Source organism: Ralstonia sp. 1138 (genome assembly GCF_040544795.1).
Classification (GTDB): domain Bacteria; phylum Pseudomonadota; class Gammaproteobacteria; order Burkholderiales; family Burkholderiaceae; genus Ralstonia; species Ralstonia flatus.
This window is the reverse complement of sequence record NZ_JBEPKQ010000001.1, coordinates 876604-888792: the sequence shown is the minus strand read 5'-3', so window position 1 is coordinate 888792 and position 12189 is coordinate 876604. Positions and strand designations below refer to the sequence as shown.

Below are 12189 nucleotides of genomic sequence, written 5' to 3'. Positions count from 1 at the left end.
CTTACTCGGCACGCTGCAACCGTTCGAGCAAGCGTCGCGCATCGGACGGCGCTTCGACCTTTTTATCGTTATCGAAGTAGCAATAGACGTCGCGGCCGCCGCGCCGCTGTTTGGCGGGTGCGCCAACGCGTTGCGCATCGGGCGGCTCACGGCCTGCAGCCCATTGGCGGATGCGATCGGCCCAGCGGTCCAGTGCGGCATCGGCATAGGCGCCGGTGTAGAGCGCATCGGCGCCGTGCAGGCGCAGGTAGACGAAATCGCTCGTCACGTCTTCAAAGTAGGGCCAATCCGCAATCGCATGCGAGACCACCAGCGCAGCGTGATGCCGACGCAGGAGCGCGGCAAATTCCGGCGTGCAGAAGCTGTCGTGGCGCACTTCCACCGCATGGCGCAGGGGCTGCTGATCGCGCGTGGCAAACCACGGGGCCTTGACGCGCCCGTCGTGCTGCCGCGCCAACGCCCGCGCGGCTGACGTGTCGCTTGGCAGCAGCGAAAGAAAGCGCTCGAACCGTTCTGCATCGAACCGGTAGCTGCGCGGAAATTGCCACAGGAACGGCCCGAGCTTGCGCCGCAGCGCCAGCACTCCAGACGCGAAGAAATTCGCCAGCGCCGGCACCGCGGTCTCGTCGCGGAAGCGCAGCATGTGGGTCAGGTAGCGCGGTCCTTTCACCGCAAAAACGAAACCGTCGGGCGCGGTGTCATGCCAGGCCTGCCAGCTGGTGATCGACTGCAGCGAGTAGTGCGACCCGTTGATCTCGATGGTGTCGAACTGGCGCGACGCATATTCCAGCTCGCGGCGCTGTGCCAGGTCTTCTGGATAGAACACGCCACGCCACCCCTCGTAGCGCCAACCCGAGATGCCGATACGGATCGTCATCGCTTGGCGCCGCGCGGGTGATGGCCGCGCATGGTCGTGCGCTCGCGCTGGACCGCCGTGCCGAGTGCACGGACAGCGGCGAGCAGCGCTGAATGGTCCGACGCCTGCGCCTGATAGCGGAGCACGTGCAGGTTGAGCGCGTCTTCCAGCACGGCGGCGGTCACGTCGGAGAACGTGTCGGCGGCGGTCACGAAGTAATGGCGTTCGGCCCCGGGGTGTTCGGCGCCGTAGGCTTCGAGCAGCGCGCGCATGTCGGAGTCGTCGATGCCGCAGCCGATAAACAGAAAGGTATGCGTGCGCAGCAATGCCTCCACGAGGTCGTAGAAGGCACGGTAGTGCGCTCGCGCCCGGACATAGTCGCAACGCGAGAAGATCAGCGAGGCCGGGTGGCTCATCGAGCCGTGCGTCTTGATGATCAGGTTGCAGTCTTCACGCACCCGCGCCGCCACCGCGGGGTTGCTGTAGTCGCACACCACGACGGGCGCGGTGCCGTGCGAATGGGCTCGCGCTTCGTACAGCGTGTCGAAGTTGGGGGTGAGCGTGATGCGGAAATCGAGCGCGAGCAACGCGTCGTGGATGGGTGCCGCTTCAAAGCGCGGCGTGACCAGCTCCCGGCGCAACAGCGCGGTCAGCCGGCGCTGGCCAAGGACGCGGCGCACGATTTCTGCGGCGGTCAGGACATCGCCGCGCGCGACAAAGGCGCGAACCTCCTCCGCCAGTCTTGATGCGCGGGGGGCGATGGCATCTGCGGCCAGGCACAGCAGCTCCGCCCAGGTGGGCGGATGCCGCGTGCCATCTGCAGAACGGGCGTTGGCCGAAATACCCGAGCCGAAGAAGAGCACCGCGCGGCGCCGGGCGATGTCTTCTACCAGGCGCGGCGGCCATTCGATCAGGGATGCGGGTTGGCCCTTGCGCCCCATGCGCGTCACTGATGCGGCGCACTCACCTGGGCTTGCGCGTGCACGAGGCCGGTTTGCGGTGCCCGCAGGCCCAGCGGCTCGTCGGTCAGGTCGCGGGCCAGCGAATACGCCGTAATCACGGCCAGCGTGACCCCCACGATGGCCAGCATTTCCCGAGTGTCCATTTGCATCCTCCTCCTTGCTCCTTACGTTGCTTGTGTCCGTGGCTCCCGCCCTTTCTTGTCGATATCGGGCGGCGCGGGGCTTGGACGCAAAGTTCGGACCTGAGGAGGCCAGATGGCGGAATGGCGCGGGTTTTAGCGGTGTCAGCGTGCGCGCAACGATGATGGGGGCACGCCCAGCAAGCGCTGAAAACTGCGCCGCATGCGCTCGGTATCGCCAAAACCGCATTCGGCGGCCACCCGCTGCATGGAGACGGCCCCGCTTTCCAGCGCGGCGCGGGCCGCCTCAACGCGCAATTTTTCCACGGCTTTTGCAGGAGTGAGACCGGTCTCGACCTGGAACGCGCGCGCGAAATGGCGCGGGCTCATGCAGGCGTGCTCGGCCAGATCGCCCACGCGATGCGGTGCGCCCAGGTTGCGGCGCACGTGGTCGAGCAGCGGTTTGAAGCGGCCGCGTGCCGAATCCATCTCATTCAGCGCTGAAAACTGCGACTGTCCGCCCGGCCGGCGGTAGTACACGACCAGCTGCCTTGCGACCGCGCGCGCCAGGCGCTCGCCCAGGTCGTCGGCGATGAGCGCGAGCGCCAGGTCGATGCCGGCGCTGATGCCGGCGCTGGTCCAGATCGGGCCGTCGTTCACGTAGATGTGATCGGGTTCGAGCTGCACCTGCGGAAACGTGCGCGCGAACTGTTCGCTGCGGCTCCAGTGGGTGGTGGCACGCCGGCCGTTCAGCAAACCTGTGGCGGCCAACAGCAGGCTGCCCGAGCACACGCTGGCGACGCGCGCGCCGCGGGCCGCGCAGCGCTGCACAAAGCGGCGCGTGCGCGCATCGGCCATGGCCGCGTCCACGCCGTCGCCGCCGGCAATGAGCAGCGTGTCGACCTGGCTGGCCGGGGGCAGGGCGTCGGCGTCCCACCGCGCCCCGGAAGAACTGCGGACAAGGCCGGCCTGCGCGGCGATCGTGCGCAGCGCGTAGTGGTCGTCCCGATACCGGCTGGCGACTTCAAACGCCGCCACCGGGCCTGCGGCGTCGAGCAGTTGGAAGTCCGGAAAGATCAGCACAGCGATGCGGTGGGCCATGGCAGAAAAAGTGGGAGACAGGTCATTGCTGCCAACACGATAGAGCGCGATCCTGTGAAGCGTCAACCCGCCATCACATTACGTTCAGGAGAGCCAAACCATGACGACTTCCCCGTTCATCGTTGTCTTTGCGGTGTACAACCGCGTCACCCAGCTCGATTTCACCGGCCCGCACGAAGTGTTCTGGCGGCTGCCCGGCGCGCAATGCGTGGTGGCTTCCGCAACCGGCGGCGACATCCATGCCGATGGCGGTCTCACCATCTCGAACGTGCAGCGGCTGGCCGATATTCCGCAGGCCGACCTGATCTGTGTGCCCGGCGGTTTTGGCGTGATCGAAGCCATGGAAGACGCGGAGTTCGTGCGCCAGGTGCGGCGGCTGGCCGCCGGCGCACGCTATGTCACGTCCGTCTGCAGTGGCTCGCTGGTGCTGGGCGCGGCGGGGTTGCTGCAGGGCAAGCGCGCGGCCTGCCACTGGGCATGGCGCAACCTGCTGCCCGCGTTTGGCGCCACCGTGGACGAAGCCCGCGTGGTGCGTGACGGCAACCTCATCACCGGCGGCGGCGTGACGGCCGGCATCGACATGGCGCTGACCGTCATGGCCGACATTGCCGGTGCCGAGCATGCGCAGGCCGTGCAGCTTGGTATCGAATACGCCCCCGCGCCGCCGTTCGATTGCGGCCGGCCTGAGCGCGCAGCACCGGAGATTCTCGAAGCGGTGACGTCGCGGCTGGACCGCTTGCGCGCGGATCGCCACGACGCCGTGCAACGGGCAGCGCAGCGCCTCTGAGCGCCTGCGCTGGGCCGAGCCGGATTGCGGCGACAATGGCGTCTTTCGACGTATCCACGCCCCAAGCCGGCGCCGCATCCTGCATGAACACACCGTCTTCCCAGTCCAACACCCGGGGCCCGATCGGCATCGTTGCTGCCCTCCATGAAGAGATCAACGAACTGCTGACGTGTCTGTCCGATGCGCAGTGCATCCACATCGGCAGCCGCGATTTCTGGACGGGCCGGCTGGATGGGCATGCGGTGGTGGTGGTGCTGTCGCGCGTCGGCAAGGTCGCGGCGGCGTCCACCACGGCGGTGCTGATCACGCAATTCAACGTCCGCGCGGTGGTGTTTGCCGGCGTGGCCGGCGCGCTGGCTCCGGGCGTGGCGGTGGGCGATGTCGTGGTGTCGGAAGAACTGCTGCAGCACGATGTGGACGCGTCGCCGCTGTTTCCGCGCTGGGAGATTCCGCTGACCGGCATGGCGCGTTTCCCCGCTGATACGTCGCTCGCCAACGGATTGCTGGAAAGCGCCGGCACGGTGCTGGCCGACCCGCATGCCCTGCTCGGCCCGGATGTCATGCGCGCGTTCGGGATTGCGGCGCCGCAGGTGCATCGTGGCCTGATCGTCAGCGGAGACCGCTTTGTCTGCACCTCGGCAGAAAGCGCGGTGCTGCGTACGGCGTTGCCCGACGCCCTGGCCGTCGAGATGGAAGGCGCCGCCGTGGCGCAGGTGTGCCACGAGTGGGGCGTGCCGTTTGCCGCGATCCGGACGATTTCCGACCGCGCGGATGACGCAGCCAGCGTGGACTTTGCGCAGTTCATCGCGCAGGTGGATTCGCGCTACAGCGTGGCGATCCTGCGCAACTGGTTGTCGGCGACGGCTGACGCCTGAACGGCTTACTGGCCTTTCGCGGCCAAGTATTTGTCGAGTGCGTTCGCGCGCTCGCTCAGGCGGAAGACTTCGTTCTCCTGGCGCTGCAGATCGTCAAGCTTGCCCTTGCCATAGATGACAGTCTCGAAAGCCGCAGTTCTGGCGTGGAAGTCCTGCCACGCCTGCTGAGAACTCACCAGGGCGTCTTTCGCCTTGCCGTTCAATGCGCCGAGCAGTGTCTTGTACGTACGGTCCAGGCGCTCGTCCTGCGCGGCCTTTTCTGCAGCGAGGCATGCGCCGATCGCGTCGGCGTTGTCCGGCGCCTTGTCGACGCAGGCGTACAGCCTGGTGGAAATGCCCTGCGGCGCTCGGCGCTTGACGCCGTTGGCGAGGCTTTCAGCGGCAAACGCACCGGCGCTGTGGGCCAGCAGCGCCACGGCAACGGGCAGCGCAACAGGAAGGGCGAGCGTCTTCAGTGTCGTCAGCGTGTTCAAGAAGTGACTCCTGATCGCGTATCTGCGATGCGTGAAGGGCCCACCAGACTATCGGCCCGCTCGCGCCACCGCGATCAGCCAGGCAGGTGAGGCCGCAGGTTGCGCAGGGCGTTTTCCACGTAGGCTTCTTTCTCGCCGACGGGCGCGACGTAGTGCAGGGCTTCTGCGGCGGCGTCAATGCCTTCCGTGCGCGCAATCACCCATGCCGCCAGGTACGGCGAAGCAAAGCAGCCGCCTGCCGTCGCCACATTGCCGTTGGCGTAGAACGGCTGGTTCAGCACTTCCACGCCGGCTTCCTGCACCCAGGGTTTGGTGGTCAGGTCCGTACAGGCCGGCACGCTGCCGAGCAGCCCCAGCTTGGCCAATACCAACGTGCCGGAGCACTGCGCGCCGATCAACTGGCGTGCCGGATCGAGCGCCAGTCGCGCCATCACCGCCGGATCGGCCACCACATCGCGCGTGCGGATACCGCTGCCGACAAGCACGGCATCTGCGGTGCGGGCGTCTTCCAGCATCGATTGCGCATGCATCGTCACGCCGTTCATCGACGTGACTTCGGTGTGCGGACAACACAGGCTCACGCGCCAGTCCGGTTTCTTGATGCGGTGAAGCACGCCAAAGGCGATGAGCGAATCCAGTTCGTTGAATCCATCGAAGGTCAGGATGGCGATGTGCATGATCCGTGTGTGGCCGCGTTGGAATAGATCGCATGCTAGGCGCACGGGGCAATACAATCAAAAAATTGTCCTTAGTACACCCCGGAAATGACCCAGGCCCGCTACCAGCCGCTCGTCGACGAACTGGCCACGCAGATCCGCAGCGGCCATCTGCCGCCCGGCACACGCCTGCCCACGCACCGGCAACTGGCGCAGCGCCACGGCGTTGCGCTGGTCACGGCCACGCGCGTGTATGCCGAACTCGAAGCGATGGGCCTGGTGAGCGGCGAAGTGGGGCGTGGCACGTTCGTGCGCGAAAACACGCTGCCGCGCGGCCTCGGTATCGACCAGCAGGCCGTAGCGGCGGGGGTGGTGGATCTGAACTTCAACTACCCGTCGCTGCCCGGCCAAGCCCGGCTGCTGAGCCGCGCACTGCGCAAGCTGGCCGCCGGAGGCGATCTGGAGGCGCTGTTGCGCTATGCACCGCATGGCGGCCGAGCGCATGAACGCGCCTGCGTGGCGCGCCATCTGGCACGGCGCGGTTTGCCTGTCGCGCCGGACAACGTGCTGTTGGTCGACGGCGCGCAGCACGGTCTGGCTGTGACGGCGATGGCGCTGCTCAAGCCCGGCGATGTGGTGGCGGTGGACGCGCTGACGTATCCCGGTTTCAAGGTCGTCGCCGAGATGCTGCACCTGGAACTGGCGCCGCTGCCGGCCGCCGGGCAAGGGTTGGACCTGGATGCACTGGAGCGGCTGTGCACACGCCGCCGTGTGCGCGCCGTCTATGTCATGCCGACGCTGCACAACCCGCTCGGCTGGGTGAGCGGCATCGGCTGGCGGCGCCAGCTGGCGGGCATCGTGCGTCGCCACGGCCTGATTGCCATGGAAGACGCGGCCTACGCCTTTCTGGAAGACAACCCGCCCGCGCCGCTGGCCGCGCTGGCGCCGGAATCGACGGTCTACATCTCCGGCCTCTCGAAGAGCGTGGCCACCGGCCTGCGTTTCGGCTTCGTTGCCGCGCCCGCAGCGTGGATGCCGCAGCTGGAACGCGCCATCCGCGCCACGACGTGGAACACCCCGGCCATTGTCACGAGCCTCGCCTGCGCATGGCTGGACGACGGCACCGTCGAGCGCCTGGAGGCCGAGAAACGGCGCGATGCGGCAGCCCGTCAGGCGATTGCCCGCAAGGCGCTGGCCGGGCTGACGCTGGTCACGCATCCAACCTCGTACTTTGTCTGGCTTGCGCTGCCGCCCGAGGTGCGCGCCGACCGCGTTGCGGTGGCGCTGCAGCAGGACGGCATCTCCGTGTCCACCGCAGAGCCGTTTGCGACATCGAAGCAGGTACCGCATGCGTTGCGGCTGGCGCTGGGCTCCGTCGCGCTCGACCGGCTCGACGCCGCGTTGCAGACCGTCAAGCAGCACGTGCAGGCGCAGGTGGATCGATAACGAAAACCGTGCCAAACCTCGTGCGCTTGCCTACACTCTCGTCGCAACGAAATGACCCGATTTCCGGCCCGATGTGCCGACAGGAGACCCCATGAAGACCTGGCTTGCGACGATCGCTGGATGGACGCTCTGCGCATGCGTGGCGTTCGGCAGCGCCGCCCATGCGGCCGATGCCCCCGATGACGGCGCGACGCTGACCGTCAACATCGGCACCGAGCACCGCACGCTGTCGCGCGAGGCATTGCTGCGCGATCCGCACCTGACCAGCGTGACCGTGGACGACCAGAACCTGAAGCGCCGCCTGACCTTCAAGGCGATCCCGGTGACGGCGCTGTTCCAAGGGCAGGCGGTCAGCCCCGAGGCCAGTGCCACCACCGCCGCCAGCGACGGCTACGTTTCGCACCTGCCGATGCGCCTGCTGCTGGGCGATCGCGCCGACGGCCCGCGCGCCTGGCTGGCCGTGGAAGACCCCGCCGCGCCGTGGCCGACGCTCAAGGGCCAGGACATTGGCCCGTTCCGGCTGATCTGGACGGCGCCGCCGGCCAAGGCGTCGGTCGTGAACGAAAGCCTGTGGACGTACAGCATCGTGCGCATCGACGTGGCCGCGCTGCCAGGCGAGCGCTTCGCGGCCATCCGGCCCGCCGCGGGGCTGCCCGCAGACGGCCCGGTCATGCGCGGTTTCGCCACGTTCCAGCGCGTCTGCTTTTCGTGCCACACCCTCAATCGCGCCGGCGATGCCAACCTGGGTCCCGACCTGAACGTGCCGTACAGCCCGGTGGAATACCTCGGCGACGAGAAACTGCGCCACCTGATCCGCGATCCGCAATCCCTGCGCTGGTGGCCCAACGCGCGCATGTCGGCCATCGACGAGAAGACGCTGTCCGATGCGCAGCTCAACGATCTGCTGGCGTATTTTCACCACATGACCAAGCGCAAATCGGCAGCGCAATGACGGGCGCTGAGGGCCGCTATTCGGCGGCCCAGTCGACCAGCGTGGCGATGGTGTTCATGTTGCGCGCCGTCCCCGTCTTGGCGGCGGGGATCTTGAGCTTGGAATCGGCCATGCCGTCGCCGTAGTGCACGTAGATTTCGCGCGTGCCCAGGGCCATCTGTTCCGTCCGAACGCCGGTGGCGGCGGCCAATGCATCGGGCGGCGGTGGGGTATCCAGGAAGATCGCGACTGTCCGGTTGGGCGCCGCCGTCTTGTACGGATTGCCTTCCAGCACCGCCGCCAGTTCGGCGCCCGTGCGCACAAGCACGCCCACGGGTTTGCCGGCGTAGTCCTCCAGGCAGCGTTCCAGCTTCGCCTTGATGGTCGCTTCCGCCAGCCGGCTCTGAAAAACCACGTTGCCGCTGGCAATGTAGGTGCGTACGCCGGTCAGGCCGATCGATTCGCACATTGCGCGTAACTCGGCCATGGGCAGTTTGCCGGTGCCGCCCACGTTCACGGCGCGGAGGAAGGCGATGTAGCTGGGCATGGGTTCTCCTGTTCTGTCTGTCTTATCAACGGCTTACGGATGGGCTCAAACCGGCAACATTCTGTTACGAGATTGACGAATGTGTTTAACCCGCCCCGTTGCGCGACTTGTATTCTCCGCTCCGAACTCATCGAGCCCGGATCGGCCCCTCATTGAGGCGAGTGCCGCATCCTGCATTTGCGCATAAGGAGAACACCATGTTGAAGAAAATTGCACCGGCCCTGATTGTGGCAACGCTCGCCGGCCTGACGGCGTTGCCCGCAGCGGCGGATGACCTGCGCAATGCCCTGGGCGGCGCGCTGGGTGGCGCTGGCGGCGCGGCCGTGGGCGGCGCACTCGGCGGGCAGACCGGCTCGGTGATCGGCGGGGCGATCGGCGGCGGCGCGGGTGGCGCATTGACGGCCAACGGCCGCGAGCGCAAGGGCGCCATCGTGGGCGGCGCATTGGGCGGCGGCGTGGGCGCGGCTGCAGGCAACGCCATGGGCGGCCCCACGGGCGGCATCGTGGGCGCCGGCTTGGGTGGCGGTGCGGGTGCAGCACTGGGCGGCAACGTGCAGCGCAATTCGTACTCCGACCGCGACGACCGCGGCCGCGGCTACCGTCGCCACGGCAAGCACCATCACCACCACTGATCTGATGTGCCGGTGCGCTCGCCATTGAGCGCACCGGCCACTTTCTTGCTTTCCTTCCGGCGACGGCGCGGTCGGCAAAACCGGTCGTCGCGACTCGCTGTTGCCACGTGCGCCGCCTACCATAGCGAGACGGCTGCCGTCGGCAACCACACGAAGGAGAGCGCCATGACGCAACGCTTCGACGCCATCATCATCGGCACCGGCCAGGCCGGCCCTCCGCTGGCGGCGCGCCTGTCGGGCGCCGGCATGAAAGTCGCCATCGTCGAGCGCGGCCGCTTTGGCGGTACGTGCGTCAACACGGGCTGCATCCCCACGAAAGCCATGGTGGCCAGCGCCTATGCAGCGCGCATGGCCCAGCGTGCGGCCGAATACGGCGTGATGATCGACGGCGGTGTCACCGTCGACATGCAGCGCGTGAAGGCCCGCAAGGATGAGATTTCCGGCCGCTCCAGCCACGGCGTGGAGCAATGGGTGCGCGGCCTGGAGCACTGCACGGTCTTCCAGGGCCATGCCCGCTTCGAAAGCGCGCGCACCGTGCGCGTTGGCGACGCGCTGCTCGAAGCCGAGCGCATCTTCATCAACGTCGGCGGTCGGGCGTTGGTGCCGCCCATGCCCGGGCTCGATCAGGTGCCGTTCCTCACCAACTCCACCATGATGGACGTGGACTTCCTGCCCCAGCATCTCGTCGTGATCGGCGGGAGCTACGTCGGGCTGGAGTTCGGCCAGATGTTCCGTCGCTTCGGATCGCGCGTGACGATTGTCGAGAAAGGCCCGCGCCTGATCGCGCGTGAAGACGAAGACGTATCGCAGGCGGTGCGCGAGATTCTGGAAGCGGAAGGCATCGACGTGCAGGTCAACGCCGACTGCCTGAGCGTGCGACGCGACGGCGCCAACGTCGTGGTCGGCCTGGAGTGCGGCAGCGGCGCGCGGGAGGTGTCGGGCTCGCATCTGCTGATGGCCGTGGGGCGTGTGCCCAATACCGGTGATCTCGGTCTCGACAAGGCCGGTGTGGACGTCGACAAGCGGGGCAATATCCGCGTGGACGATCAGCTGCGCACCAACGTGCCCGGCATCTGGGCCCTGGGCGATTGCAACGGCCGCGGCGCCTTCACGCACACGGCCTACAACGATTACGAGATCGTGGCGGCCAATCTGCTCGACGACGACCCGCGCAAGGTGTCGGACCGCATTCAGGCGTACGCCATGTACATCGACCCGCCGCTTGCGCGCGTCGGCATGTCGCTCTCGGAGGCGAGGCAATCCGGGCGCAGGCTGCTGGTCGGCAACCGCCCGATGACGCGCGTTGGCCGTGCGGTGGAGAAGGGCGAGAGCCAGGGTTTCATGCGCGTGGTGGTCGATGCGCAGACGCACGACATCCTGGGCGCGTCGATCCTCGGTGTGGGCGGCGATGAGGCGATGCATTCGATCCTCGACGTGATGTATGCGAAAGCGCCTTACACCACCATCAGCCGCGCCATGCACATTCACCCGACGGTGTCGGAGTTGATTCCCACATTGCTGCAAAGCATGGAGTCGGTGCAATAACGCCAGACGTGGCGCCCAAAAAAGAAGGGCGCCCACCAGGCGCCCCACACATCGATTCGTTATCGTGCGCGCCGCTCAGGGCACGATCGAGAGAAACAGGTACGCCGCAAAGATCGCCAGGTGCACGACGCCTTGCAGGATGGTCGTGCGGCCCTTGCCCAGCGTGAGCGATGACACGATCAGCGTGAGGAACAGCAGGACCATTTCCTTCGGCCCCAGGCCCAGTTCGAGCGGGCGGCCGATCCAGATGAACACGGCGGCCACGGTCGGGATGGTCAGGCCGATACTCGCCAGCGCCGAGCCCAGCGCGAGGTTCAGGCTCGTCTGGATGCGGTCTGCATTGGCGGCGCGCAGGGCGGCCAGGCATTCCGGCAGCAGCACCAGCGCGGCGATGACGATGCCGACCGTGGCGGGCGGCGCGCCGGCATTCAGGATGGCAGCTTCCACCGAAGGCGACAGCACCTTCGCCAGCCCGACGACGGCTACCAGCGACGCCATCAGCAACACCGCGCTGAGCGCCGCCACGCGTGCGGGCGGCGGCGGGGCGTGCACGTCTTCGTTGGCGCTGTCGACGAGGAAGTAGTCGCGGTGGCGGATGGTCTGCACGATGACGAAGCAGCCGTACAGCACCAGCGAGGTCACGCCGGCAAAGGCCAACTGCGACGAGGTCATGACCGGCCCCGGCGTGGAACTCGTGTAATTGGGCAGCACCATGGTCAGCGTGACCAGTGCAGCGAGCACGGCCAGCGCGGCGGTGGCACCCGGCGCCTGGAAGGCTTGCTCGCGGTGGCGCAGGCCGCCCACGAACAGGCACACGCCCACGATCCCGTTGCAGATGAGCATGACCGCGGCAAACACGGTGTCGCGCGCCAAGCCTGCTTTCTCCGGCCCGGAAGAGAGCATCACCGACACGATCAGCGCCACTTCGATCACGGTCACGGCGATTGCCAGGACGAGCGTGCCGAAGGGCTCGCCCACCTTGTGCGCGACGACTTCGGCATGGTGGACGGCAGCGAAGACGGCCCCCGCCAGTGCCAGCGCCATCAGTGCGATGAGCCAGCCGGGGGGCGTCATGAACGAGCCGCCGACCAGCACCACCCACGCGAGCAGCGGGGCGGCGATAGTCCAGGGGGGCAGCTTGTTGGAAGAAAGGGCCACGGGGTTCTCCTTGTTGTTGCCTCGACGCCGGCAGGCGGCGAAGGGGGGATGCAGTGTGGCCCGAATATAAAGCATGTGCGGAGCATCAGCCCGCACATGCG

General features: G+C 67.4%; 14 protein-coding genes. 6 read left to right on the top strand and 8 right to left on the bottom strand.

Going from position 1 to position 12189, the window contains the following annotated elements; translation table 11 throughout:
* Position 1: 1 nt before the first annotated feature.
* From ABIC76_RS03845 to ABIC76_RS03830, 4 genes are all read right to left on the bottom strand, one after another.
* Positions 2-877: a DUF72 domain-containing protein gene (locus ABIC76_RS03845; protein ID WP_354533031.1), complete on the bottom strand. Its 876-nt coding sequence runs from the start codon at positions 875-877 to the stop codon at positions 2-4.
* Positions 874-1797: an SIR2 family protein gene (locus ABIC76_RS03840; RefSeq protein WP_354533030.1), complete on the bottom strand. Its 924-nt coding sequence runs from the start codon at positions 1795-1797 to the stop codon at positions 874-876. The genes ABIC76_RS03845 and ABIC76_RS03840 overlap by 4 nt, the downstream gene beginning before the upstream one ends.
* 5 nt (positions 1798-1802) lie before the next feature.
* Positions 1803-1961 (bottom strand): hypothetical protein, encoded by a 159-nt coding sequence (locus tag ABIC76_RS03835; RefSeq protein WP_180815225.1) that lies wholly within the window; start codon positions 1959-1961, stop codon positions 1803-1805.
* A gap of 141 nt (positions 1962-2102) precedes the next feature.
* Positions 2103-3038, bottom strand: a complete 936-nt coding sequence (locus ABIC76_RS03830) for a GlxA family transcriptional regulator (RefSeq protein WP_206273981.1) — start codon at positions 3036-3038, stop codon at positions 2103-2105.
* 100 nt (positions 3039-3138) lie between these two features.
* Here ABIC76_RS03830 and ABIC76_RS03825 point away from each other — a divergent pair, with 100 nt between their 5' ends.
* A complete protein-coding gene (locus tag ABIC76_RS03825; protein WP_354533029.1) occupies positions 3139-3825 on the top strand; it encodes a DJ-1/PfpI family protein in 687 nt (228 codons plus the stop codon).
* 83 nt (positions 3826-3908) lie between these two features.
* Complete coding sequence (locus tag ABIC76_RS03820) at positions 3909-4700, top strand: 5'-methylthioadenosine/adenosylhomocysteine nucleosidase (RefSeq protein ID WP_354533028.1); 792 nt, start codon at positions 3909-3911, stop codon at positions 4698-4700.
* A 5-nt stretch (positions 4701-4705) separates the two neighbouring features.
* On the opposite strand, the gene ABIC76_RS03815 is transcribed toward ABIC76_RS03820, so the two are convergent.
* Together ABIC76_RS03815 and ABIC76_RS03810 are read right to left on the bottom strand one after the other, a co-directional pair.
* Complete coding sequence (locus ABIC76_RS03815; RefSeq protein ID WP_102065819.1) at positions 4706-5173, bottom strand: lysozyme inhibitor LprI family protein; 468 nt, start codon at positions 5171-5173, stop codon at positions 4706-4708.
* Positions 5174-5247: 74 nt separating this feature from the next.
* Positions 5248-5850, bottom strand: coding sequence for a DJ-1/PfpI family protein (locus ABIC76_RS03810; RefSeq protein WP_354533027.1), 603 nt, complete (start codon positions 5848-5850; stop codon positions 5248-5250).
* 87 nt (positions 5851-5937) lie between these two features.
* Between ABIC76_RS03810 and ABIC76_RS03805 the strand changes: the two genes are divergently transcribed.
* Both ABIC76_RS03805 and ABIC76_RS03800 read left to right on the top strand, forming a co-directional pair.
* The gene (locus ABIC76_RS03805; RefSeq protein WP_354533026.1) at positions 5938-7275 is read left to right on the top strand and encodes an aminotransferase-like domain-containing protein; all 1338 of its coding nucleotides are present in this window, start codon (positions 5938-5940) and stop codon (positions 7273-7275) included.
* 91 nt (positions 7276-7366) lie between these two features.
* Positions 7367-8227 (top strand): c-type cytochrome, encoded by an 861-nt coding sequence (locus tag ABIC76_RS03800; protein ID WP_354533025.1) that lies wholly within the window; start codon positions 7367-7369, stop codon positions 8225-8227.
* Positions 8228-8243: 16 nt separating this feature from the next.
* Here ABIC76_RS03800 and ABIC76_RS03795 read toward each other — a convergent pair whose 3' ends face one another.
* Positions 8244-8753 carry a DUF1697 domain-containing protein gene (locus ABIC76_RS03795; protein WP_354533024.1) on the bottom strand — a complete coding sequence of 170 codons (510 nt, stop codon included), beginning with the start codon at positions 8751-8753 and terminating at the stop codon, positions 8244-8246.
* Positions 8754-8950: 197 nt separating this feature from the next.
* Between ABIC76_RS03795 and ABIC76_RS03790 the strand changes: the two genes are divergently transcribed.
* Positions 8951-9385, top strand: a complete 435-nt coding sequence (locus tag ABIC76_RS03790; RefSeq protein WP_316890138.1) for a hypothetical protein — start codon at positions 8951-8953, stop codon at positions 9383-9385.
* A gap of 165 nt (positions 9386-9550) precedes the next feature.
* Positions 9551-10930 carry an FAD-containing oxidoreductase gene (locus ABIC76_RS03785; protein WP_354533023.1) on the top strand — a complete coding sequence of 460 codons (1380 nt, stop codon included), beginning with the start codon at positions 9551-9553 and terminating at the stop codon, positions 10928-10930.
* Positions 10931-11005: 75 nt separating this feature from the next.
* Here ABIC76_RS03785 and ABIC76_RS03780 read toward each other — a convergent pair whose 3' ends face one another.
* Positions 11006-12088: a calcium:cation antiporter gene (locus ABIC76_RS03780; RefSeq protein ID WP_354533022.1), complete on the bottom strand. Its 1083-nt coding sequence runs from the start codon at positions 12086-12088 to the stop codon at positions 11006-11008.
* Positions 12089-12189 lie beyond the last annotated feature (101 nt).

What these genes read in the sequence shown, in the direction of transcription:
- ABIC76_RS03845 (WP_354533031.1), bottom strand. Translation starts at nt 877, where the DNA reads ATGACGATCCGTATCGGCATCTCGGGTTGGCGCTACGAGGGGTGGCGT.
- ABIC76_RS03840 (WP_354533030.1), bottom strand. Translation starts at nt 1,797, where the DNA reads ATGGGGCGCAAGGGCCAACCCGCATCCCTGATCGAATGGCCGCCGCGC.
- ABIC76_RS03835 (WP_180815225.1), bottom strand. Translation starts at nt 1,961, where the DNA reads ATGGACACTCGGGAAATGCTGGCCATCGTGGGGGTCACGCTGGCCGTG.
- ABIC76_RS03830 (WP_206273981.1), bottom strand. Translation starts at nt 3,038, where the DNA reads ATGGCCCACCGCATCGCTGTGCTGATCTTTCCGGACTTCCAACTGCTC.
- ABIC76_RS03825 (WP_354533029.1), top strand. Translation starts at nt 3,139, where the DNA reads ATGACGACTTCCCCGTTCATCGTTGTCTTTGCGGTGTACAACCGCGTC.
- ABIC76_RS03820 (WP_354533028.1), top strand. Translation starts at nt 3,909, where the DNA reads ATGAACACACCGTCTTCCCAGTCCAACACCCGGGGCCCGATCGGCATC.
- ABIC76_RS03810 (WP_354533027.1), bottom strand. Translation starts at nt 5,850, where the DNA reads ATGCACATCGCCATCCTGACCTTCGATGGATTCAACGAACTGGATTCG.
- ABIC76_RS03805 (WP_354533026.1), top strand. Translation starts at nt 5,938, where the DNA reads ATGACCCAGGCCCGCTACCAGCCGCTCGTCGACGAACTGGCCACGCAG.
- ABIC76_RS03800 (WP_354533025.1), top strand. Translation starts at nt 7,367, where the DNA reads ATGAAGACCTGGCTTGCGACGATCGCTGGATGGACGCTCTGCGCATGC.
- ABIC76_RS03795 (WP_354533024.1), bottom strand. Translation starts at nt 8,753, where the DNA reads ATGCCCAGCTACATCGCCTTCCTCCGCGCCGTGAACGTGGGCGGCACC.
- ABIC76_RS03790 (WP_316890138.1), top strand. Translation starts at nt 8,951, where the DNA reads ATGTTGAAGAAAATTGCACCGGCCCTGATTGTGGCAACGCTCGCCGGC.
- ABIC76_RS03785 (WP_354533023.1), top strand. Translation starts at nt 9,551, where the DNA reads ATGACGCAACGCTTCGACGCCATCATCATCGGCACCGGCCAGGCCGGC.